The sequence below is a fragment of the Ruegeria sp. CDSA241 genome, assembly GCF_059611265.1.
On record NZ_JBXWPF010000004.1, the window covers coordinates 56561 to 79518 of the forward strand.

22 protein-coding genes are annotated in these 22958 nt (G+C 57.7%); 10 read left to right on the plus strand and 12 right to left on the minus strand.

Going from position 1 to position 22958, the window contains the following annotated elements; all coding sequences use genetic code 11:
- Window positions 1-67: 67 nt before the first annotated feature.
- The gene (locus tag AC2FJV_RS04970) at window positions 68-715 is read right to left on the minus strand and encodes a response regulator transcription factor (RefSeq protein WP_142633290.1); all 648 of its coding nucleotides are present in this window, start codon (window positions 713-715) and stop codon (window positions 68-70) included.
- A complete protein-coding gene (locus tag AC2FJV_RS04975) occupies window positions 712-2145 on the minus strand; it encodes a cache domain-containing protein (protein ID WP_496712888.1) in 1434 nt (477 codons plus the stop codon). Before AC2FJV_RS04975 ends, AC2FJV_RS04970 begins: the two co-directional genes overlap by 4 nt.
- Window positions 2146-2390: 245 nt before the next feature.
- Here AC2FJV_RS04975 and AC2FJV_RS04980 point away from each other — a divergent pair, with 245 nt between their 5' ends.
- From AC2FJV_RS04980 to AC2FJV_RS04990, 3 genes are all read left to right on the plus strand, one after another.
- Complete coding sequence (locus AC2FJV_RS04980; RefSeq protein WP_142633295.1) at window positions 2391-3473, plus strand: TRAP transporter substrate-binding protein; 1083 nt, start codon at window positions 2391-2393, stop codon at window positions 3471-3473.
- Between the two features lie 119 nt (window positions 3474-3592).
- Window positions 3593-4519, plus strand: coding sequence for a TRAP transporter small permease subunit (locus tag AC2FJV_RS04985; protein ID WP_271947526.1), 927 nt, complete (start codon window positions 3593-3595; stop codon window positions 4517-4519).
- Between the two features lie 17 nt (window positions 4520-4536).
- A complete protein-coding gene (locus tag AC2FJV_RS04990) occupies window positions 4537-6891 on the plus strand; it encodes a TRAP transporter large permease (RefSeq protein ID WP_281971950.1) in 2355 nt (784 codons plus the stop codon).
- A 136-nt stretch (window positions 6892-7027) separates the two neighbouring features.
- Here the strand turns inward: AC2FJV_RS04990 and AC2FJV_RS04995 are convergent, their stop codons facing one another.
- From AC2FJV_RS04995 to AC2FJV_RS05010, 4 genes are all read right to left on the minus strand, one after another.
- Window positions 7028-7417, minus strand: coding sequence for a VOC family protein (locus tag AC2FJV_RS04995; RefSeq protein ID WP_496693418.1), 390 nt, complete (start codon window positions 7415-7417; stop codon window positions 7028-7030).
- A gap of 6 nt (window positions 7418-7423) precedes the next feature.
- Window positions 7424-8248: an arginyltransferase gene (locus tag AC2FJV_RS05000; protein ID WP_496688360.1), complete on the minus strand. Its 825-nt coding sequence runs from the start codon at window positions 8246-8248 to the stop codon at window positions 7424-7426.
- Window positions 8249-8323: 75 nt separating this feature from the next.
- Entirely contained in the window at window positions 8324-8755 is a 432-nt protein-coding gene (locus AC2FJV_RS05005) for an RDD family protein (protein ID WP_496712991.1), read from the minus strand.
- Window positions 8756-8818: 63 nt separating this feature from the next.
- Window positions 8819-9241 (minus strand): DUF2852 domain-containing protein, encoded by a 423-nt coding sequence (locus tag AC2FJV_RS05010; protein ID WP_142633305.1) that lies wholly within the window; start codon window positions 9239-9241, stop codon window positions 8819-8821.
- A 282-nt stretch (window positions 9242-9523) separates the two neighbouring features.
- Between AC2FJV_RS05010 and AC2FJV_RS05015 the strand changes: the two genes are divergently transcribed.
- Genes AC2FJV_RS05015 through AC2FJV_RS05030 form a run of 4 tightly spaced genes read left to right on the plus strand, consistent with a single transcriptional unit; the run spans window position 9524 to window position 14352 of the window.
- A complete protein-coding gene (locus tag AC2FJV_RS05015) occupies window positions 9524-12313 on the plus strand; it encodes a [protein-PII] uridylyltransferase family protein (RefSeq protein WP_496712890.1) in 2790 nt (929 codons plus the stop codon).
- Entirely contained in the window at window positions 12300-12572 is a 273-nt protein-coding gene (locus AC2FJV_RS05020; RefSeq protein WP_281971953.1) for a hypothetical protein, read from the plus strand. The genes AC2FJV_RS05015 and AC2FJV_RS05020 overlap by 14 nt, the downstream gene beginning before the upstream one ends.
- A gap of 38 nt (window positions 12573-12610) precedes the next feature.
- On the plus strand, window positions 12611-13813 hold the full coding sequence (locus AC2FJV_RS05025; RefSeq protein ID WP_496712892.1) for an RSP_2647 family RNA methyltransferase: 1203 nt from the start codon (window positions 12611-12613) through the stop codon (window positions 13811-13813).
- A complete protein-coding gene (locus AC2FJV_RS05030; protein WP_496712894.1) occupies window positions 13810-14352 on the plus strand; it encodes an RSP_2648 family PIN domain-containing protein in 543 nt (180 codons plus the stop codon). The genes AC2FJV_RS05025 and AC2FJV_RS05030 overlap by 4 nt, the downstream gene beginning before the upstream one ends.
- A gap of 71 nt (window positions 14353-14423) precedes the next feature.
- On the opposite strand, the gene AC2FJV_RS05035 is transcribed toward AC2FJV_RS05030, so the two are convergent.
- Complete coding sequence (locus AC2FJV_RS05035; RefSeq protein WP_142633315.1) at window positions 14424-15110, minus strand: M48 family metallopeptidase; 687 nt, start codon at window positions 15108-15110, stop codon at window positions 14424-14426.
- Window positions 15111-15281: 171 nt separating this feature from the next.
- Here AC2FJV_RS05035 and AC2FJV_RS05040 point away from each other — a divergent pair, with 171 nt between their 5' ends.
- Window positions 15282-16766, plus strand: coding sequence for an inorganic phosphate transporter (locus AC2FJV_RS05040; protein WP_142633316.1), 1485 nt, complete (start codon window positions 15282-15284; stop codon window positions 16764-16766).
- A 36-nt stretch (window positions 16767-16802) separates the two neighbouring features.
- On the opposite strand, the gene AC2FJV_RS05045 is transcribed toward AC2FJV_RS05040, so the two are convergent.
- The 5 genes from AC2FJV_RS05045 to AC2FJV_RS05065 form a co-directional block, all read right to left on the minus strand.
- Window positions 16803-17987, minus strand: coding sequence for a vWA domain-containing protein (locus AC2FJV_RS05045; protein WP_496688351.1), 1185 nt, complete (start codon window positions 17985-17987; stop codon window positions 16803-16805).
- A gap of 3 nt (window positions 17988-17990) precedes the next feature.
- Window positions 17991-18161 carry a hypothetical protein gene (locus AC2FJV_RS05050; protein ID WP_185956603.1) on the minus strand — a complete coding sequence of 57 codons (171 nt, stop codon included), beginning with the start codon at window positions 18159-18161 and terminating at the stop codon, window positions 17991-17993.
- A gap of 16 nt (window positions 18162-18177) precedes the next feature.
- Window positions 18178-19530, minus strand: coding sequence for a DUF2927 domain-containing protein (locus tag AC2FJV_RS05055; protein ID WP_496688349.1), 1353 nt, complete (start codon window positions 19528-19530; stop codon window positions 18178-18180).
- Window positions 19527-19976 (minus strand): GNAT family N-acetyltransferase, encoded by a 450-nt coding sequence (locus AC2FJV_RS05060; RefSeq protein ID WP_496712896.1) that lies wholly within the window; start codon window positions 19974-19976, stop codon window positions 19527-19529. The genes AC2FJV_RS05055 and AC2FJV_RS05060 overlap by 4 nt, the downstream gene beginning before the upstream one ends.
- 115 nt (window positions 19977-20091) lie before the next feature.
- Window positions 20092-20937 carry an AAA family ATPase gene (locus AC2FJV_RS05065; protein ID WP_271948074.1) on the minus strand — a complete coding sequence of 282 codons (846 nt, stop codon included), beginning with the start codon at window positions 20935-20937 and terminating at the stop codon, window positions 20092-20094.
- Window positions 20938-21310: 373 nt separating this feature from the next.
- Here AC2FJV_RS05065 and dksA point away from each other — a divergent pair, with 373 nt between their 5' ends.
- Both dksA and AC2FJV_RS05075 read left to right on the plus strand, forming a co-directional pair.
- Window positions 21311-21733, plus strand: coding sequence for an RNA polymerase-binding protein DksA (dksA, locus tag AC2FJV_RS05070; RefSeq protein WP_271947500.1), 423 nt, complete (start codon window positions 21311-21313; stop codon window positions 21731-21733).
- Window positions 21734-21803: 70 nt separating this feature from the next.
- Entirely contained in the window at window positions 21804-22955 is a 1152-nt protein-coding gene (locus AC2FJV_RS05075; protein WP_496688345.1) for an FAD-dependent monooxygenase, read from the plus strand.
- Window positions 22956-22958: the final 3 nt, after the last annotated feature.

Below are 22958 nucleotides of genomic sequence, written 5' to 3' on the forward strand. Positions count from 1 at the left end.
AGTGCTCTCGCCCGTTGCCCGCCTGCCTGCGGCGGCTAGGCCGAGCAGCGCGTGCCGCGCTACGGGATCAGAACCCTGGGCTGGTGCCCTGTAGAACGCCGTGCTCCAGCGCATAGCGGGTCAGGCCGGCAGTTGAGGATATGCCCAATTTTCGTTTGATGTTCTTGCGATGGGTTTCGACCGTTCGCACTGAGATATCAAGTGTTTGGGCGACTTCCTTGTTCGATTTCCCTTGTGCCAGCTCCAGCAAGATCGTCTGCTCGCGCCCGGTCAAAGCCTCGCGCGTTGTGTCGCCTTTGGGTTTGAGGGAACCGCTTGCGCCCGTGCACAAGTATTGTTCACCCCGCATGACGGCGTCGATGGCCTTTTTGATTTCATCCGTTGGGACGTCCTTGAGCACGTACCCTTTTGCACCATGGCTGAGAGCAGTCGAAATATATTCGGGGCTGTCATGCATGGACAGGATCAGAATGCAGGTGTCCGGTATGCGTTCAAGGATGATCTCGGTTGCGCTCAGACCGCTTAGCCCGGGCATGTTCAGGTCCATCAGGATGACGTCAGGCTTCAGATCGGCAACCTGATCAACCGCTTTCTTTCCGCTGCTGAGTGTCCCGACCACGGTAATGTCATCATAGCTTTCGAGGATCGACTGGATCCCCTCGGCCACCATTGGATGATCGTCGACAATCAGGACCCGGATCGTCTGGTCGCTCATGTACCGGCCTTTCGGTTCGGAGTTGCGTCTTCCTGTGGCGGCAACAGGTGGCTGAGTGGCAGGCTGACCTCGATCACTGTGCCGCTGCGGTGGCCGCGTGATGACAGAATACGCAGCGATCCGTCAAGTTGCTCGATCCGTTCCTGCATATTGCGCAACCCAATCCCGGTACTGCCCCGACCCGGAGAGTTGTGCAAACCGCGGCCATTGTCGGTTATTCGCATGGTTGCGCCTTTCTTGTGCCCGCGCAGATCGATGGTGACATGGGTGGCACCGGAATGGCGTTCGATATTGGTCAGGGCCTCTTGGGCAATGCGATAGAGGGCGATCTTGCTATCCTGATCCAGCCGGTTGCGGAAAACAACGGTCGAGAAATCGGTCTCGATCCCGGTTCTCTCGCGGAAATCATCTGTCAGAGCCTCAAGCGCGGGGCCGAGGCCCAAATCGTCCAGCACGCCGGGGCGCAAGTCGCGACTGATGCGGCGGACCTCGCTGATGGCGGTTCCCAGATGCTCGATCCCCTTGTCCAGTGGATCATGCGCGCCCACATCATCGCCGCGCGACAGGCGACGGCGGGCGTTGTCCAACGCAAAGCGCACGCCCACAAGGATCTGACTGATCCCGTCATGAAGCTCGCGTGCCACACGGCCGCGCTCTTCCTCTTGCGCGTCGAATACCCGCTGGGTCAGCTGTTTCAGTTTGGCATCGGCCAGACGTCTTTCGCGGATGTTGAGCAACATGCCTGAGGCAAAGACAATCAGAACAGCGGCCAGAACAATGGCACCGATATACATGAAGGTACGCTGCACGCGCGCTTCAACCTCGGCCCGTGCGCTGGCAACTGCGGCAACAATGTCATCGATGAATACCCCGGTGCCCACGACCCAGCGCCAATCCTGAAGGCCGACGACATAGGCGATCATCTGCGCTTCTTCCCCGGTCGAGGGCTTTTGCCACATAAAGCTGTGCCAACCCGCACCCTGACGAGCAAGGCGAATGAACTCATTCACCACCGGTGTGCCGTCGCTGTCGGTCAGACCCTCCCAATTTCGGTTGATGAACTCAGTCTGACGGGGGCTTACCAGATTGGTGCCGTCATAGTCATAGACGAAAAAGAACCCGTCCTGCCCATAGATCATGGCCGACAGGATTTGCGCGACCTGAGTTTTGGCGGCTGTGTCATCCGGAGCCGCGCGCCCGTAGATATAGGCAAACCCATTGCGCGCCTGTGTGACATAGTTGCGCAGCTCTTCCTTCTTGGCCTGAATCAAAGAGCGTTCCAGTGCTTCAATTTCGCGCTCGGCAGTGGCGCGCGCCTCATAGGCAACCATCACCGCAATCGCGGCCACCGCCACGACCAGCGGGATCGCCGCCACCAGCGACAGCTTTTGAGCATAGGTCAACGAGACCAGTTGTCGAAGTCTTTGCATGGACGAATCGATACGCAAGCCACAGCAAAATTGCAAAAAGATTGGGCGTCTGGCGGGAAAACGGCACCAAAAATCCCTGTTTTGCTATGATTGGACCGTTATTGCCTGTGCAATTCGCGCAGAAAGCCGCGTTTCTACGCAGTAGTAGGTATTCCCTTTCACTTCCTTGTGACTAGTCTTGCCGCTGTTGAATACGACAGGCCCGGACAATCCGGGTCATGATTATGAAGGGGAGGATCACTCATATGGACCGTCGTTCATTTCTGAAAACATCCGCACTGGGCGGCTCGGCTGCTGCAGCGACCACGCTGGCGGCACCGGCCTATGCACAGGGCAAGCGCACGCTGACCATGGTCACATCCTGGGGCCGTGGCCTTGCAGGTGTGTTCGACAGCGCGCAGCGCTGCGCCGACAGCATCACCACCATGTCGGACGGCAACCTGAACGTTGAGATCAAAGCAGCCGGTGAGCTGGTTGGCGCGTTCGAAGTGTTTGACGCGGTATCATCCGGTCAGGCCGACATGTACCACGCGGCAGACTATTATTTTGTGGGTCAGCATCCGGGCTATGCATTCTTTACCGCTGTTCCGTTTGGTATGACCGCCCAGGAACTGGTGAACTGGTACTACCATGCCGGTGGTATGGAACTGCATGACGAGCTGGGCGAAATCTTTGGCCTGAAATCCTTCCTGGCTGGTAACACCGGTGCGCAGGCGGGTGGCTGGTACTCGAAAGAGATCAACAGCCCCGAAGATTTCAACGGCCTGAAGTTCCGCATGCCGGGGCTGGGCGGTAAAGCTCTGGGTAAACTGGGCGCATCCGTACAGAACATTCCGGGCTCCGAAGTGTATCAGGCGCTGTCATCCGGCGCGATCGACGGAACCGAGTGGATCGGTCCGTGGGCTGACGAAAAAGCCGGTTTCCAGGAAATCACCAAGACATACTACACCGCGGGCTTCCATGAGCCGGGTGCGGGTCTTTCGCTGGCAACCAACCGCGAGGTCTATGACAGCCTGTCTGCCTCGCAGCAGAAGATCATCGAGATCGCCGCAGGTGAATGCCATCAGTGGAACCTGGCGCAATTCTTGGCCAACAACGGCGCGGCGCTGCAGCGTCTGCAGGCAGGTGGCGTCAAGGTCATGGAGTTCCCGGACAGCGTTTGGGACGCGTTTGGTGCCGCAAGCCAGGAAGTCCTGGACGAGAACATGGGCGACGAGCTGTTCAAGCGCATCCACGACAGCGCGATGGAATCCATGGCCGCGTCTTCGGCCTGGAACAATCTGTCGTCGGGTGTCTACACCTCGCAGCGCGACCGCGTTCGCGGCTAAGTCACTTCGATCTTTGAAATCGGTTCCCCCGCATGTCGGGGGAGCCATTCCCGTTGCGCATCTGACGGTCGGACAAACTGTAACTCTCAAATGTGCAACTGACGCGACCTGGGGACAACATGCAGGACGAAAACGGTATCTCGTTCTTCGGCGCCCTGTGGAATGGACTGATATGGTTCATTCAGAACATTGCCGAAGCCTTCATTAATTTCGGATACGCCATCACGCATCCGCAACTCTGGCTAGACTGGTCGGACAAAGAAGCAGTCATGCGCTTTGTCTATTACGGCGGGTCGGTCGAGTTCTTCTTTGTGGTTTTCACGCTGTTTCTAGTGTTGACGGCCATTGGTCTTTACTACCGCAACTTCATGTGGGCGATGGTGCGCGGGCTTGAAGGCTTTGCCAACACGACGGGGCGTTTCTTCGCCTGGGCAGGCCTTTTGATGGTGGTTCAGCAGATCATCATCGTGTTCATGCAGCGGGTCTTTACCCGCCCGGATATGTCCTTTGGGCTGGGTATCCCGTTTCAGATGGATATCAGCTGGTTCGCTGAAGAGCTGAAACTGTATAACGCCATGGTCGTGTGCCTGTGCTGCACCTACACCTTTGTACAGGGCGGCCATGTCCGCGTTGACCTAATCTATGCCGGCATCAGCCACCGCGCCAAACGTGTGGTCGACATGTGTGGTGCCATACTGTTCATGATGCCGATGGCGGTGCTGACCTGGATGTATGGCTGGTACTTCATGTGGCGGCATCTGATCGTGCCGAAGCCCTCGGCCAGTGATACTTTGGACCGGCTGGTGGCCAAGTCCCGCGCGCTGCGCTGGAACGTGGAAACCATCGGGTTCAGCCCCAACGGATTCAACGGCTATTTCCTGTTCAAGATCTTGCTGATCGCCTTCGCAGCGATGGTGTTCCTGCACGCGATTGCATTCCTGTACCGCTCGTATCTGGAATATGTGGAAGGCCCGGAAAGTGTTGGAAAATACCTCGACAAGGACAGCCTTGGCGAGGGTGAAGAAGCCTACGAAGGCGCGCATTAGGGACGGAGAATCAGACAATGCTATTCGGACTTGATGGCGTCGAGATAGGCCTCATTATCGTATTTTTCTGCCTCTTCGGAGGTATTCTATCCGGTTTTCCGGTGGCCTTCGCCATCGGCGGGGCAGGAGTGATCTCATTCGGCATCATCGCCGCATTGGACAGCGCAGGTTTGCTGATTCACCAGGCGATCGACACCGGCTCTGCGGCGTATCAGGATCTGGTCAGCACGGGGGTTAAACCCGATACCATATCAGTGTTCCGCTTCCCGGACTTACCAAGGATTGCCGAGCCTGTTTTTGTCTCGGGCTGGGAAACCGCTCTGGACCGCAACGTGTCGTTCATCGTGAACCGCATGAACGAGCGTGTTCTGGCCGGTCAGTCCATTGAAACCCTTCTGGCGGTTTTGATGTTCGTGCTGATGGGCATCACGCTTGAACGGTCGAAGATCGCCAATGATCTGCTGACCACAATGGCGCGCGTCTTTGGACCGTTGCCGGGTGGTCTGGCCGTTTCGATTGTGGTCGTGGGGGCGTTTCTTGCGGCCTCAACCGGGATCGTGGGCGCGACCGTTGTAACCATGGGCTTGCTGGCGCTGCCAACCATGCTGCGCAACAACTATTCGCCTGAATTGGCGACGGGTGTCATTGCGGCTTCAGGTACGCTGGGGCAGATCATCCCGCCCTCGATCGTGATTGTTCTGCTGGGAACGCTGGCCGGTGACTTGTATTCGACGGCTCAAGAGACCCGCGCGGTTGACGCAGGATGCACGGACGCACTGACCTATCTGGGTGAGCCTGCGGTTGTCTCGGTCGGTACTTTGTTCCAGGCCGCCTTGCTGCCAGGGATCATGTTGGCGCTGCTATATGCGCTTTATGCCTTTGGCTATGCGCTGCTCAACCCGCATAAGGCGCCTGCGGTGCCCATGACCGGCGGCAGCGGAGAGCCCATTACCCGTTCAGAAGGTTTCACCTGGTTGCTGGGTGCGCCTGTCGCGCTGATCGTGGGTACAGTTCTGCTGGGCAATTTGGGGGTTATCGGCAGCCAGAACGTCTCGGTCTCGGCTTTCTCTGATATCGGGCAGGGCGCATCGCTGCGGACCAACGTTTCCGAAACCTGCAAAGCCTCGATGATTGAGCTGCATGGTCAATCCGCCTGGGATCAGGCCGTGGCCGAGCAAACGGCCATTGATGACGCAGGTGGTGCCGCAGAATCGACCCGTCTGACCGAGGAAGAACTGGCCACCGCGCAGCAAGAGAAGATTGCCAACGCCGCTCCGATTGGAACGGGTGTTGCGGTGATGGTTCTGTTGCTGGGTCTGACCATTGTGCTGGGTCGGGGCATTGCGCCGTCACGGTCGCCACAGCCGCTGATCCTTGGGTCCATTGGTCTGATCCTGATGTTGCTTGTCGATATTCTGTTCGTGTCGCCAACAACGTCGTCAGGGTTGACCTTTGTGATGCTGGCGTTGCCCTTTGCCTTGGCCATCTATGGCTGCAAAGAGGCTGCGGCGCGCTGTGCCACCAATGATCTGATCCGGGTGGTCTTTCCTCCGCTGGTTCTGATCATCGCGGTGCTGGGGTCGATCCTGGGTGGGGTGACCAACCCAACACCGGCGGCGGCTTTGGGCGCAGGTGGTGCGATCATGCTGGCGGCCTATCGCAAGCTGCAAGATCAGGAGCGGTCCGGCAAGGTCATCATCTGGGCCACCTTCGCCGTGGTCATTGCCCTGTTGATGGGGGTCAATTTTGATCTGCGCATCAATCAGAGCAGCGCCTCGGCCGAAACCTGGATTGCCTTCATCATAGCCTATGCGGCCTATCTGTATGCCCTGTTCGGTTTGCTGTTCGGCTGCTGGGTTCTGTATTCCAGCGGCGTGCTGACCCCGGTGGTGCGGGAAACCGCCAAGGTGACCTCAATGGTGTTCACCATTTTGATCGGGTCTCAATTGCTGAACCTTGTGGTGATCTCGTTTGGCGGTGAGCACTATATCCAGCAATTCCTCAAGAGCTTTGACAATGAATTCACAGTCTTCCTGATCGTGATGCTGGTGCTGTTCTTCCTTGGGTTCGTACTGGATTTCCTGGAAATCATCTACATCGTGATCCCGATTGTAGGCCCGGTAATCTATGGCGGGTCTTTTGATCCGAAATGGGTGACGATCATGGTGGCGGTGAACCTGCAGACCTCGTTCCTGACGCCACCTTTTGGATTTGCGCTGTTCTATCTGCGCGGGGTCGCGCCGAAAGAAGTGACGACCGGCCATATCTATCGTGGGATTGTACCGTTTGTGCTGATCCAGGTGGTAGGTATCGGAATCCTTTGGTTCTTCCCTGCGATTGTGACCATCGTGCCGGATCTGATCCCGAATTGATCAAAGATCAGGTGTTCAAATGAAAAGGGGGGCCAGCTGGCCCCCTTTGCTTTGTTTGTAGGTAGAAGGGGCCAGCCCCTTCTTGGCCTGCGGTCAATTCAACCCCGAGGTATTTTTGGCCAGATGAAGATGCGGATCAGGTGAATTGGATCAGATCCCATCTGTTTCCGAACGGGTCCTGCCAGACTGCTACGGTTCCATATGGTTCATGGCGCGGGGCTTCTTCGAAATGGACGCCTTTGGCCAGCATGTCCTTATAGTCGCGGTCGAAATTGTCTGTTTCCAGAAAGAAGCCGACCCGACCACCTGTCTGGTTGCCGATTGCGGTTCTCTGATCTGCATCGATGGCCCTGGCGAGTAGAAGTGAGCCCCCGGTGGATCCGGGTGGGCTTACGCGGACCCATCTTTTTCCAGCGCCCAAGTCGATGTCCTGCGTCAGGGAAAAGCTGAGTGTATGCGTGAAAAAGGCGATGGCATCATCGTAATCCGGCACGACAAGCGTAACGGCGTGGAGGCTTTGTTGCATCAGGTTTCAGCCTTTGGTCGGGTGACGATCAGGCAGTTGGATGCTGGCAACCTGTTCGGCGATGGGGGCTGTGGACAGCGGGTGGTGGCCGTCATGTGCAATGTCATAGGGATCCTTGACCCGTTTCCATTCGCCCTGACTGTAAACTTCCAGCCCTGCAAAGCGGGATTTGTATCCCATTTTCGGGCTGCCAGGCACCCAGTAGCCAAGATAAATATAGGGCAGACCCGCCTCGCGTGCGATGTCGATGTGATCCAAAATCATGTACGTGCCCAGTGAATTCTGAGGCTGTTCCGGGCTATAGAATGAATAGACCATGCTCAGCCCGTCATCCAAGACATCGGTCAAACTGACAGCGATCAGATTGCCAGATTCCGGGTCTGAATATTCGACCACTCGGCTGCGTATGGGGGTCTCTTCGATCATGGCTGCAAATTCGAAGACGTCCATATCCGCCATTCCGCCATCCGCATGTCGGGTGTCAAGATAGGTGCGGAACAGGTCATACTGTTCGTCGGTAGCCCATGGGGAATTCGCCCGGCGTCGCAGATATGAGTTCCGCCTGACCGCGCGTTTCTGGCTTTTGCTGGGTTGAAAGGCCGAAACGTCAATCCGCGCGGACAAACACGCGGCGCAATCGGTGCAGGAAGGGCGGTATAGGACGTTCTGAGACCGTCGAAACCCTTGCTGGGAAAGGGAGTCATTCAGTTGATTTGCGCCTTCGCCCTGCAGCGCTGTGAACAGCTTACGCTCCATCTTGCCCTCAAGATAAGGGCAAGGCTGAGGGGCCGTAACGTAGAATTGCGGCGCGATTGGCAGCGTGTGTCGCATGAATGTCCTATGGTTCCTGAAACGGGATGATAACAACCGTTCCCGGAGCCGCCAAGTGATTCACGCGACAGTCTTTTAAGCGCGACGGTTAATCATAACAGTTCCGAGAAGGGTGTCAGTCAGGCCCTGGCCGCGCGCGCCGGTCAGCATCATGATGACTGAAATGATTTGCAGCACCGGAAATGCCATGCTGACAAAATAACCAGCTGTGTGTGCGACCGCTTTACCTGTGTCCATTCGTTCACCAAAAGCGTCGCGCAGTTCGACCCCCATGAAACGCATACCCAGAGTGGCCGAGCCGTTGGCGATTGTGACGACGCGATAGACAAAACTGACCACCGCATAAATCAGGGCGAGTATCAGTACGCCGAGCCCGAGGGTCAGGACGATGGCGACGGTACAAAGCAGCGAAATAAAGGCGATATCGAACAGCCAGGCCAGGAACCGTTTGGTCGTGACGGACTGGTAAAACTCGGGCTGTCGGTTCGGGTCTGGCAAGGTGTGCATACGGGTCATTCCGGTAGATGTTTCAAATACCCTGTCCCGATTGTCGGAACAGGGCAAGGTCGATCAGGCGTTATCGCCGGTTTCATCGCTTTCGCGGTTCTCGCGGACGCGTTCATCCATGAACTGGTCGAATTCGGCCTTGTCTTTCGCTTCGCGCAGGCGATGCAGGAACGCTTCGAATTCCTGTTGCTCACGCTCCAGCCGAGCCAGAGTGTCGGACTTGTAGGCGTCGAATGCGCTGTTGCCCGAGGGTTTCATTGCGCTCATGTGGCTGTGCCAGGATTTGCGACGGCTGCAGGATTTGTTGAACATACGTTTGCTCCAGATCATGTAGGCCAGAAGGGCCAGGCCGACGGGCCAGAAAAAGATAAAGCCAAGGACCATGGCTGCGATCCAGGCCCCTTTGCCTTTATCGTCAAGCCAGGCTTCTGCGCGGCTGAGCCATCCCGGGTTTTCAGGGACGGCGTGTTCGGTCAATGCGGTCATTGGTGCTCTCCGGGTTAGATGTAAATTGCTTTCACATTGAATAGATGGGGGCACCAAACCCAGTTACAAGAGGTCAATGTGAAAATGATTTACATTTCTGAATTTCGGATGGTTGACCTGACATCTGAACAAGCGCAATTTCAGTCTAACGCACCACGGTTTCTTTCAAACATTGGCTGGGTTGTCTGCTGCGGCGCTGTTTTGAGTTAAGCGCCAAATTGTTGCAATGTCGGGTCAGATATTTGGCCACAGAAATACTGAAACCACGTCATCGGAGATGAAATGACAGGACTTCTTGCCGTCAACCGTGTACCGCGCGCCTTTGATCCTTCACTTGGTTCCGAAGCGCGCGATGCAGTGGGTGGCATTACACCTGAGCAGGGGGAACTGATCGCAGGGGCTGCGGGCTCCAGCCCCTATCTCAAAGGCCTGATTGATCTGGAAGCTGACTGGCTACCGCAAGCTTTGGCGCAACCGGACGCGATGCTTGCATCCATTATGGAAACCGCAAGGGCCTTGCCTGCGGATCAACTCAGGCCGGGGCTGAGGCAGGCCAAGAGGCGTTTAGCGCTGTTGACCGCCCTAGCGGATCTGGCAGGGGCCTGGCCGTTGGAAAAAGTTACAGGGGCACTAACCGATTTCGGGGCCATGGTAGCGGATGTTGCCGCCAAGGCCGAGATTGCAACCTTGATCCGGCGAGGTAAATTGCCGGGGATGACCGAAGATGATATCGCCTCTGCCGCGGGAATGATCATATTGGCCATGGGCAAGATGGGTGCGCATGAGTTGAACTACAGCTCTGATATCGACCTGATCGTTTTGTTTGACGAAACGCGCTATGATCCGGACGATTTCTATGATGCGCGGCAAGGGATGGTCCGGGCGACACGGAATTTCTGCGCCACACTCAGTGACAAGACAGCGGATGGATATGTATTTCGCACGGATCTAAGGCTGCGGCCTGACCCTGCGGTGACGCCAGTTTGTCTGGCTGCGGAAGCTGCCGAACGGTACTATGAAAGTCTGGGCCGCACTTGGGAGCGCGCCGCATATATCAAAGCGCGTCCCTGCGCTGGCGATATCGCTGCGGGGCAGCGTTTCCTGGATACGCTCCGCCCCTTCATCTGGCGAAGGCATCTGGACTTCGCGGCTATTCAGGATGCCCATGACATGCGCTTGCGTATCCGCGAAAACAAAGGGACAGGCGGTGCGCTGACCATTCCGGGTCATGATATGAAACTAGGGCAAGGCGGGATACGCGAGATTGAATTCTTCACTCAGACCCGACAGTTGATTGCCGGAGGTCGCGATACGGACCTGCGCGTGCGTGGCACTGTACCGGGTTTGGCGGCTTTGGCCGGCAAAGGGTGGGTGCCCGAGGACGTGGCTGAAAAGCTTACCGATCACTACCGCGCGCATCGCGAAGTCGAACACCGCATTCAGATGATCCATGATGCGCAGACCCATAAGATTCCGCAATCCTCGGACGGGATTGACCGGATTGCATGCCTGATGGGGATTGATAGCGCCGATCTGACTGCGGATCTGAAACGGCGACTGACCGAGGTTCATGAGTTGACCGAAGGTTTTTTCGCCCCCGGCCCGACAGCCCGTGCACCTTTGCCAGAAGTTGAATTTGACGAAAGCATATTGGCGCGCTGGACGACCTACCCATCACTGCGTTCTCAGCGCGGGGCGCGGATTTTCGAACGGCTGAAACCAGAGCTGCTGACGCGTCTTGCCAAAACCGCCCAACCGGATGAGGCGCTGCTGGCACTGGACGGCTTCCTTCGCGGGTTGCCTGCGGGCGTGCAGCTGTTTTCTCTGTTCGAGGCCAACCCGCAGCTTATCGACCTGCTTGTCGATATAGTAGGCACGTCGCATGCATTGGCCGCGCATTTGTCGCACAACGCCTCGGTCTTTGATGCGGTGATTGGCGGCAGCTTCTTTGACGACTGGCCGGGCCGGACGGTGCTGCAGGGCGAATTGGAGCGAGAACTCTCGCAGGAGCAGGACTACGAAAGCCAGCTTGATCTGGCGCGGCGCTGGTGCAAGGAATGGCATTTCCGGATCGGCGTTCACCATCTGCGCGGGTTGATCGACGGCGTGCAGGCCGGGCAGCAATATGCCGAACTTGCAAGCGCGGTGATCGCTGCGATCCTGCCATGTGTTGTGGACCAGTTCACCAGCAAACACGGGCCCGCACCTGGTCGCGGTGCCGCTGTGTTGGGCATGGGATCCCTGGGGGCAGGGCGGATCAACTCGCAATCTGACCTTGATATGATCGTGATCTACGACCCGCTGGATCAGGACATGTCCGAGGGCCCACGGCCTCTTGCCACGCGGACCTACTATGCCCGGTTCACGCAGGCACTGATCACGGCGCTGTCGGCTCCAATGTCGCAGGGGCGACTTTATGAGGTCGACATGCGGCTGCGCCCCTCGGGCAATCAGGGGCCGGTGGCGACCAGTTGGGCCAGCTTCACGAACTATCAGCAGAATGAGGCATGGGTGTGGGAACACCTAGCCCTGACGCGCGCAAATCCCGTCGCCGGTGAGCCCTCTCTGGCCGACGATATCGAGGGCTTTCGAACAGAGCTTGTTTCGCGCTCCCGCGATCAGGCGCAGGTTTTGCGCGAAGTTGCCGAAATGCGCGCGCGTCTGGCAGCCGCGAAAACCCCCGCCGGTATTTGGGATGCCAAGAATGGGGCCGGACGCATGATGGACATAGAGCTGATGGCCGAAACAGGCGCTTTACTGTCCGGTGTTGCAAAGCGCGATGTACATGCCGGGTTGGACGGTGCAGTCGCAGCCGCGCTTTTGGATGTCGCTCAGGCGCAAACGTTGAAGGATTGCTACGATCTATGCTGGTCTGTGCAATGCGCAGCTCGACTGTTGTCAGGTAAGGTTATCGAGGCCGATAAAATCGGAGAGGGCGGTTCCGCCTTCCTGTGTCGGGCCACCGGGTATGAGCAGGTAGAACAGTTGCAGGCCGAGTTGCAGGAAAGCTACGATATCGCCGCCGAAATTATCGGCCGCGTGATTCAGGAGGATAAAGATGCCGCGCAATGACGATCCGAACGATCACAAAGGCCTGATCCGCGAGGCCTATCGCATCGATGGCATCACATTGCCCGAATGTCGCAGTATCTTTCTGGACTGGGCGTTGAGCCTTCCGGAGGGGCGTGATCAGAGGCAAGCCCTGTCTGACCTGCACGCCATCTATGCCAAAGATGAGGCCGATCACCCAATGACACAGGTGCTGACCGAAGGGTTGCAATCAGCTCAGGCGCCGAAACGGCGCGGTGGTTGGCGGTCTCGCAACCGCTAGGGCTTTCCCCTCGGCGCGTTCGCGACTATGAGGTCGCCATGACCCAAACTGCAGACCGTCCCCGTATCCGCCTGAAACCCAAAGCCAATGCGCGCGGCCTTCGCCATGGCTTCCCGTGGGTCTATGCCAATGACATTGTCACCGACCGTCGCACGCGCAAAATCCCTGCTGGCGCGCTGGCCGTGCTCGAGGATGAAAATCGCGCGCCGATCGCGTTGGTGGCGGTCAATCCTGAATCGAAAATCATGTGCCGTGTGCTGGACCGCGATCCTGACGCCGAGCTGACGGCTGATTGGTTCGAAACCCGTCTGCGCCGCGCGCTTGATATGCGCGAACGCCTGTTTGACTCGCCCTTTTACCGCCTGATCCATGCCGAGGCCGATGGCTTTCCGGGTGTCATCATCGACCGGTTCGGTGAGGCGTGTGTGATCCAGCCCAACGCTGCCTGGGCCGAAGCGCATCTGGATATGTTGACCGATGCACTGACCGCCGTGACCGGCGTGACGACCGTGCTGAAAAACGCCTCGGGCCGGACACGCGGTCTGGAAGGGTTGGATGATGTCAACCTGACCTTGCGCGGCACTGTCCCAGATGCGCCTTTGCCCGTGTTGATGAACGGTGCAACCTATATGGCGGATTTGGCGGGCGGTCAGAAAACCGGCCTGTTCTATGACCAACGCCCCAATCACGCCTTTGCTGCGCAGCTGGCTCAACCCAAGGCACAGGTACTGGATGTCTTCAGCCATGTCGGAGGGTTCGGGTTGGCGATGCTGGCGGGTGGCGCCGGACAGGCGCTGTCGGTCGACGGGTCGGCCGCGGCATTGGAGTTGGCCGCAAAAGGGGCCGAGGCTTCTGGCTTTGCCGATCAATTCAACACGCGCCAAGGCGATGCCTTTGATGTGTTGGCTCAGTTGAACGACGAAGGCGCTAAATTCGACGTCGTTATCTGTGATCCTCCCGCCTTTGCACCATCAAGGCAGGCGCTGGATGCAGGGCTGCGGGCTTATGAACGCATTGCGCGATTGGCCGCCACACTGGTCAAGCCGGGCGGATATCTGGGCTTATGCTCTTGCTCGCACGCTGCTGATCTGGGCCGCTTCCGCGACGCCTCATCCCGTGGTATCGGGCGCGCCGGGCGCTCAGCCCAACTGATCCATACGGGCTTTGCCGGGCCCGATCACCCGCAACTGCCGCAGCTGGCTGAAAGCGGTTACCTGAAGGCCGTGTTCTACCGGTTATGAAGGCTGTACTCGATACCTGCGTCATCTATCCAACGGTGATGCGTGAGATGCTGTTGGGCACCGCCCGACTAGGTCATTTCACCCCTATATGGTCGGCGCGCATCCTCGAGGAATGGGCCCGCGCCGCACGCAAGCTGGGCCCCGAGGGCGAGGCGCAGGCCCGTGCCGAGATTGCCCTGACGCAGGTCAAATGGCCCAAGGCAGAACGCCCAGCCAATGACGGTCTGCAGGCTCGGCTCTGGCTGCCGGACGCAGCAGATATCCACGTTTTGGCCACTGCAGTAGCCGCGTCAGCGGATATCATCGTCACGGTCAACGCCAAGGATTTCCCCAGAAATATTCTTGCAGAAGAAGGGCTTGAGCGGCGTGACCCTGACAGTCTGCTGTATGGTTTCTGGTATAACGACCCGCAAGGGCTGGACCAGCTTGCACAGCAGGTACTGGCCGAAGCAAACCGCCTGTCAGGCGATACATGGACTTTGCGTGGATTGATGAAAAAAGCCCGCCTGCCGCGTCTGGGCAAAGCGCTGACTACCTAGGCGCGATCCCTGTTTCATCTGGCCAAAAATACCTCGGAGAGCGCGAGAGGCTGGCCTCTCGCCGCCGGCCCTCAGCCACGCGCCCAACGCTGCTCAAGCACTTCCAGTGCCGCAATCCGCTCATCCGTTTTGGGATGGCTCATCAACCAGGCGGGTACAACGCCCGCGCGTTGCTGCGTCAAATCCTCAAGCTTGTGAAACAGAGACTTTTGCGGGCCGATGCCGATTCCGGCTTTGGTTAGCAGGGCGGCGGCATATTCATCTGCTTCATATTCATCCCCACGTGACAGGCGCGACGCCAAAAGCGCAGTCAGCGCATTTGCAATCATCGCACCGATGAATGGGATGAACCGGCTCAGAAGCAGCATCAAGGCTGTCCGCAACGCATTCTGTCCAGAAAAATCAATCATCCGCCGACGTGCATGACCCAAGGCCACATGCCCCAGTTCATGTGCGATGACGCTCGCCATCTCTTCGGCGGAAACCTCGCCATTGAGGAACTTGCGATAAAACCCGCGTGTGATGAATATTCGTCCATCCGGCGCCGCAAGCCCGTTCACCGGGTCGATTTCATATATATAGACCGGAACCCTCTCGATCCCCAGCGCCGCCGCCAGCCGGTCAGTCATACGCTTGAGGGCGGGATCGGCCAGTTCGGTCGATTTCAGGTCAAGCTCGCGATGGGTGCGCCAGACCGAGATCCGGTACATCACCACGGCATACAGAACCGCCAGAAGAATCGGAGTAATTCGGAGCATGGTTCTGATATGGGGATAAGCAGACACAAGGGCAAGGCATCAGCGTTTCCGTGGGCCTGAAAGGTCTCCTAGCTGCCATGACGCAGTGGAAACTGGGTTCATTAGGATTCTAACTGTTGAAAAACGCCGCCTGCCGCCTTATCCGCACGGGAACTCGTCGGAGAACACACAATGTCCAACAATGACCACGAAGCCCGTCACCTGGAAACGCTTGACCGCGACCTTAGACGCTTTTCTCGGCTAGAAGTGGCAACCTCCCAGGTGGGTCGCCCATTTGTCGGGTCTGGCATCGCGCTTTCTTTTATCGTTGTCGCAGGTCTTGTGGCAGCCTTCCTGTTCGGACAAGGCAACAACACGCTGATCGTAGTACTTGCGGCAATGTTTGGGGCATATATGGCGCTGAATATCGGGGCCAATGATGTTGCCAACAATATGGGACCGGCGGTCGGGGCCAATGCGCTGACCATGGGGGGCGCCATCGCGATTGCTGCCATATTCGAAAGTGCAGGCGCGCTGATCGCTGGAGGTGACGTTGTTTCCACGATCGCGAAGGGCATTATCGCTCCTGAAAGCATGGGAACGCAGACTGTATTCATCTGGGCGATGATGGCGGCTTTGTTGTCTTCGGCGCTTTGGGTCAACCTGGCGACCTGGGTCGGAGCGCCCGTGTCCACGACCCACTCGGTTGTCGGAGGCGTCATGGGGGCGGGGATCGCCGCAGCCGGTTTTGGCGCAGTAAGCTGGGGGACGATGAGCAAGATCGCGGCCAGCTGGGTTATCTCGCCGATGCTTGGCGGTCTGGTGGCGGCTGGTTTTCTTTGGTTCATTAAGGCCAGGATCATCTATCAGGACGACAAGATCGCGGCGGCCCGGAAATGGGTTCCGATGCTGGTTGGTATCATGGCGGGGGCGTTTGCAAGCTACCTGGCGCTGAAGGGTATCAAGAAGATCGTCAAGATCGACCTGAGCACTGCTCTGCTGATCGGGGCAGTCTGCGGGGCGTTGGTCTGGGCCGTGATGATTCCGGTTATTCGGCGTCAATCCGAAGGGCTGGAGAACCGCAACAAGTCCCTCAAAATATTGTTTGGCATTCCGCTGATCGTGTCCGCTGCACTTCTCAGCTTTGCACATGGGGCCAATGATGTGGCCAATGCCGTTGGGCCTTTGGCGGCCATCGTGCAAGCCTCTGCCTCGGGTGATTTCACCCAGGCGATCAGTATTCCCTATTGGGTCATGATCATCGGCGCCTTTGGCATTTCGTTTGGCCTGTTCCTGTTTGGGCCAAAACTGATCCGAATGGTTGGCAGCCAAATAACCAAACTTAACCCGATGCGTGCCTATTGCGTTGCGCTGTCCGCAGCCATCACCGTTATCGTGGCCAGTTGGCTGGGTCTTCCCGTAAGCTCGACCCATATTGCAGTGGGTGCCGTCTTTGGTGTCGGCTTCTTCCGGGAATGGGATGCTGAAAGACGGCTGCGTAAAGCCCGCATTACAGTGCCTGAGCGGACGGTTCTGGCACCGGAAGAACGCCGCCGGCGCAAGCTGGTGCGCCGCTCGCACTTTATGACGATCATAGCAGCCTGGATTATTACCGTGCCCGCGGCGGCTGTGTTGTCGGGTGTTCTGTTTCTGGGCATTCAGGCCATCGCCGGGTAATACCGGCCTCGGCAGAACCTGATCCGCGGGCTGGCGTTATCGCGTCAGCTCGCGCATTCCTTTTTCCAGCCCGGCCAGAGTCATCGGCACCATCCGATCCTGAAAAATCTCGCGGATCATTCCGATTGAGTGGGTATATTCCCAATACTTCTCAGGCACTGGGTTGATCCACAGGTTCGATGCCCATTGGTCGCGCGCCCGCTGCAGCCAGATCTGGCCAGCCTCCTGGTTCCAATGTTCATTGGCACCGCCGGGATAGGCGACCTCGTAAGGGCTCATCGAGGCGTCGCCGACGAAGATGCATTTGTAATCGGGACCATAGGTGCGCAGCACCTCATGGGTCGGCGTCTGCTGGTCCCAGCGGCGGATGTTGTCACGCCAGACACCTTCGTACAGGCAGTTGTGGAAGTAGTAATATTCCAGATGCTTGAATTCGGTTCTTGCGGCCGAGAACAGCTCTTCCACCACTTTGATATGTGGGTCCATTGAGCCTCCGACGTCCAGAAACAACAGAACCTTGACGGCATTGTGCCGTTCGGGCCGGGTTTTGACGTCTAGATATCCATGCTCGGCTGTGGCGCGGATGGTGCCGTCCAGATCAAGCTCTTCTGCAGCACCCTCGCGGGCCCAGCGGCGCAGGCGTTTCAGCGCGACCTTGATGTTGCGCGTGCCCAGTTCGACCGTGTCGTCCAGGTTCTTGAATTCGCGCTTGTCCCAAACCTTGACCGCGCGCTGATGACGGCTTTCCTTCTGGCCGATCCGCACACCTTCCGGATTGTACCCGTAGGCTCCGAAGGGCGACGTTCCTGCCGTACCGATCCACTTGTTGCCACCTTGATGGCGGCCTTGCTGATCCTTGAGCCGCTCTTTCAGCGTCTCCATCAGCTTGTCGAACCCGCCAAGGGCCTCGATCTCGGCTTTTTCCTCTTCGCTGAGGTGCTTCTCCGCCATCTTCGCCAGCCAATCGGCAGGGATGTCGACGGCTTCGAGGACCTGTTCGAACCCGATCTGTTCCAGCCCTTCAAAGCTGGCGGCAAAAGCGCGGTCGAACTTGTCGATATTGCGTTCGTCCTTCACCATCGACACGCGGGCGAGGTAATAGAACGCCTCGACATCATAGGTTGCCAGCCCCTTTTTCATACCCTCCAGAAAGGTCAGATATTCCCGCAGGGATACGGGGATACCGGCTTTGCGAAGGTTTTCGAAAAAGGGAACAAACATGGGCTACACCACAAAGCGAACCAGAACCAAGGACAGGATTAGCCCGACCAGCGCAAAGGCGATTCCATATCCGGCTGCATATTGCGCGATATCGGCGCCGCTGCCGTTGCGTTTGCGCGCGGTCAACGCCCCAAGGAGCGCACCCAGCACCGCCAGTCCCAGAACCACTATCATGCGTTAATCGCCCCCGTTAATTGACTGGTCCTTCTGCGACGTCCTGCATAAGCGACCGGGCCACTACATCCGAGCCAAAGCCGTATCGTGCCCATCTCAGACTGTCCAGTCTGACGGAACGTGCCTCTGCGGAACGGCCGACTTCATTCAGGACCTCGGCTTTCAGCAACAATAATGTTGCAAGCTGCGAGGCGTTCTCAGCCCGTGTCATCACGTTAATAGCGTCGTCGATTTTGGGCAGGAACTCTGGCCCATTGCCTTGCGAAAGCGCAAAGGCGCCCAGTTGGGTCGTGATGTAGGATCGATGCAATTCCGTGCCCGGTGTAGCGCGCAGAAACTGCAGGGCAATATCATATTGGCGCAACGCTTCATGCGGATCATCGAACTGTTCCATGCGGCCCATCAGGTAATGAGGGTAAGCGCGCCGGTGATCGGTCCAACCTTGTTCCTTGCCAATTCGGGCTGCCTTGCGGGCCTGCCTCATGCGCGATTGCTGGCTGCGACTGGATTGCAAGGATTTCTGAATTGCTGAAATCCAGGCTCGTGGAGTTTCCGACATGGGCTGTACCGGCACCGCATCACCGCGCGGATTCAGACGCGAGAGAATTTCGGGTATGGCCGTTTCGACCTGTTCACGTGTCATACCGCTGTGCAGTTGGGATGAATATGCGGCCTTCAGGATCAACATGTCGAACCCGGTCAGGACCGTGTGGATATTGTCATCGTTGAATACCGAGTCCGGAAGGCGATACAGGTCATTCAGCGGGCCAAGCGCCTGTGCAATCTCTTCGTGCAGGCAGTCACGTTTTTCCTGCGGACTTGCATCTGCGGGAATGAAGATGCCCAGTCGCTCACGGCTGCTCAGTTTGGTCCAGCTGCTTTTCTGTTTGAACCGATCCCGGCGGTACTCCTCAAGGCTTGAGGCATTGGGTACCACGAAACATGCAGCCTGAGGCAGGATGTCCTGAATCTCTTTTTGACTGACCGCCGCGATCGTGATGTTGGCCTGACCGTCCCTGATCTGTTTGATGTCTATCCCGGCCTCGGTGCGCAGACGGGTCAGCAGGCGGCCCAGATCCTTTTGAAGCGAGGCCGTCGCAGCCCCTGTCAACCGCACCGTGATCGGGGTTTCGAACCGGGTAAAAACAGGCAGTTCCGTACCCCCTTCCAGTGCGAAATGCAGAGAGATGAAATCCGCTGCAATGTTTTCATTCGACCGCGCCGGAGGCGAGGGGTATGCACGCGTAAAGGACTTGGCGGGGGGCAGGGGTGGTTCGACGTCCACAATCTCGGGTGGGCTTTCGGCAGGCTCAATCGTGGCACATGCAGTCAGGACAAAGCTGATCAAGATTGCGACCCATCGCGTCATGGGCGCTGATACTTGATGAAAGGTGTCTGTTTGCCGATCCTGTCATAGAGCTTTCGCGCGGTATGGTTGAAATCCTGCGTCAGCCAATAGACAGACGGTGCACTTTGCCGGTCCGCTTCGTCGTAAACGGCCTGAATCAAAGTGCGACCGACCCCCATGCCGCGCGCCTCGGGCCGGGCGAATAGGTCCTGCAAGTAGCACACGCTTTCTTCCTTCCAGGCATGGCGGTGGAACAGAAAGTGGGTCAAACCCACAAGCCCCCCGTCGGCCTGCGCGACGAAACAAGAAAAATCGTTCGGATCATCCCCCAGCAGTCGCGAGAATGTGCTGTCATAGACGGAATCCGGAACCGTCGTTTCATAAAACGCCAGATAGTCCCGCCACATATCCGCCCAGTCCTCGCGATCAGTCGGATGCAAGGCTCGAATTGTTACTGTTTCTGGCATTGCTGAGTCCCGTTGGGTCTGATGGTAAATTGCCCGGACAAGCCGGGCAACCCGAGACCAATGCTTGCATCCGAGACTTGCTAAGGCAAGCGGCGATCACCGAGGGATTACCGGCTCAGCGTTTGTTGCGGGCCATGAATGCCAGGCGTTCGAACAGGTGCACGTCCTGTTCATTCTTAAGCAGCGCACCGTGCAGTTTGGGCAGGGCATTGGCGCCATCGCGCTTGAGATCTTCGGCGGTCAGGTCCTCGGCCAGCAGCAGCTTGAGCCAGTCCAGCACCTCTGAGGTTGATGGCTTTTTCTTCAGGCCCTGAGTTTCGCGAATCTCATAGAACTGGGTCAGAGCCGTTGTCAAAAGCGCGTCTTTGATGCCGGGATGATGGACCTCGACGATGCGGCGCATCGTAGCCTCATCAGGGAACCGGATATAGTGAAAGAAACACCGGCGCAGGAAGGCGTCGGGCAGTTCCTTTTCATTGTTCGATGTGATGATGACGATCGGACGGTTCTTGGCGCGGATCGTTTCGCTGGTCTCGTAGACGTGGAACTCCATCTTATCGAGCTCTTGCAGCAAATCGTTCGGAAACTCGATATCGGCCTTGTCGATCTCGTCGATCAACAACACGACCTTTTCATCGGTTTCAAAGGCCTGCCACAATTTACCCTTGCGGATATAGTTCGACACGTCGTGCACGCGCTCTTCACCCAACTGGCTGTCGCGCAGACGACTGACGGCATCGTATTCATACAGTCCCTGCTGCGCGCGGGTGGTGGATTTCACGTTCCACTCGATCATCCGCAGCCCCAACGCTCCGGCCACCTGCTTGGCCAACTCGGTCTTGCCAGTTCCCGGCTCACCTTTGACCAGCAAGGGACGTTCCAGCGTCACGGCGGCATTTACCGCAATGGTCAGATCGTCTGTGGCGACGTATTCGGCTGTTCCTTGGAAACGTGCGGTCATTGGCCCCTCATCAAGTGTCGCGCGAAATGCGCCCTTGGGGTTACCGCGCAGCAGAAATTTTGACAAGCCAGGTCGCTGCGTCGCATGAAGGGAAATTGCCAAGTAACTACAATGCTTTTGGTTGATTCGTGCGCTAACCTCCGGTGCCGTCTTTTTGGCGTTGCCCTGAAATGGTCAGTTAATTTTCACAGAAAAACAAGGTTTTGTTGTTTGATTGGACGTATTTAGATCACGCGTAATGGCGCGGCGCCGGGGCGACGTTTGCATAGTGACAATTACTGCGCTGTCAGATAAACGCTCCGCAGAAGGGGATTGCCGCATGTCAGGTAATGAGAGAGTGACCGGCGTTGCAGGCCACACCGAGGGAGCAAAAATGAAGCAGGAAGTTTTTCTGCCTGAAGATTACCGTCCAGCTGAAGACGAACCATTTATGAATGACAGGCAGCTAGAGTATTTTCGTCGCAAGCTGCTGGATTGGAAAAACGAACTAATGGCTGGCAGCCGCGATACGATCGAAGGGCTGCAGGACAACACCCGTAACATTCCGGATGTCGCTGACCGCGCAAGCGAAGAAACCGATCGCGCGCTGGAACTGCGCACCCGCGATCGTCAGCGCAAACTGGTGGCCAAGATCGACTCGGCCCTGCGCCGGATTGATGAAGGCGAGTACGGCTATTGCGAGATGACCGGTGATCCGATTTCGCTGAAACGTTTGGATGCGCGCCCGATCGCGACCATGACGCTTGAGGCACAGGAACGGCATGAGCGTCGCGAAAAGGTCCACCGCGACGATTGATCGCTGGGAAAATCTGATAACATAGACGCCGGGGCCTTTTGCTCCGGCGTTTTTGCGTTAAGCCGGTGACATGAACATCAGCGGATCGAAATTCGGCATAGTCGGAGGTGGCATTGGCGGCCTCGCGGCTGCTTTGACCCTGCGACAGCGCGGCGCCGTGGTGACCGTGTTTGAGCAGGCACCAGAATTGACCGAGGTTGGCGCGGGCCTTCAGATCAGCGCCAACGGGATGGCTGTGCTGCGTGCGCTGAAGGTTGTTGCGGACACGCCCGAGGCTGGGCTTTTGTCCCATGGAACGGCCCTTCGTGATTACCGGGCAGGGCGGCTGGTCTGCAAAATCGTGCCACCCTCTGCCGGGCCTACCTATTATTACCATCGCGCTGACCTGCTTGATCTTCTCTACAAAGCGACGGTTCAAAAAGGGGTAGAGTTTCACCTTGGTGCGCGTGTGGAACGGGTGCGAAAGCACCCGTCCGAGGCCGAAATCATCCTCGATACGGGGGCGAGATTTCGGGTTGATTGTGCAGTCGCGGCGGACGGCGGCCAAAGTGCAATTCGTGCTGACCTGACTGGCAGGGAAACACCGAAATTCACACATCAGGTTGCCTGGCGCGCGACGATTCCATGGGACCGGCGCAACAAGAACCCTTGCGCGGTGCTAACCATGGGGCCGGGACGGCATGTAGTGACGTATCCTTTGCGCGATCAGACCCTGATGAACATCGTGGCAATCGAAGAGAGGTCTGACTGGCAGGAAGAAGGCTGGCGTCTGCGCGGTGATCCAGAAGAGCTGAAGGCGCGATTTGCAGGTTTTGGCGGCTTGGTCAAAGAGATTTTGCAAGAGGTTCAGGACCCGAATATCTGGGCATTGTTCCTGCGCCCTGTTGCTGAATGCTGGCAGAATGGGCGTGTGGCGCTTTTGGGCGACGCAGCTCATCCAACGCTGCCTTTCATGGCCCAAGGTGCTTGCCTTGCACTAGAAGATGCCTGGACTCTGGGGCGGTCTTTCGAAGAACAATCCGGCGTTTCGCAAGCACTGGCCGCCTATGAAGCGACCCGTCGCCAGCGGGCAACTCGGGTGGTCGCTGCCGCTGGAGCCAACGCGCGCAACTTCCATCTACGTGGCCCTATGCGTGTCGGGGCGCAACTGGCGTTGATGGCAGTTGGATCGCGGTTGGGCCGAAAATATGATTGGATCTATGAGTTCGATGCCACGGCTTAGCCG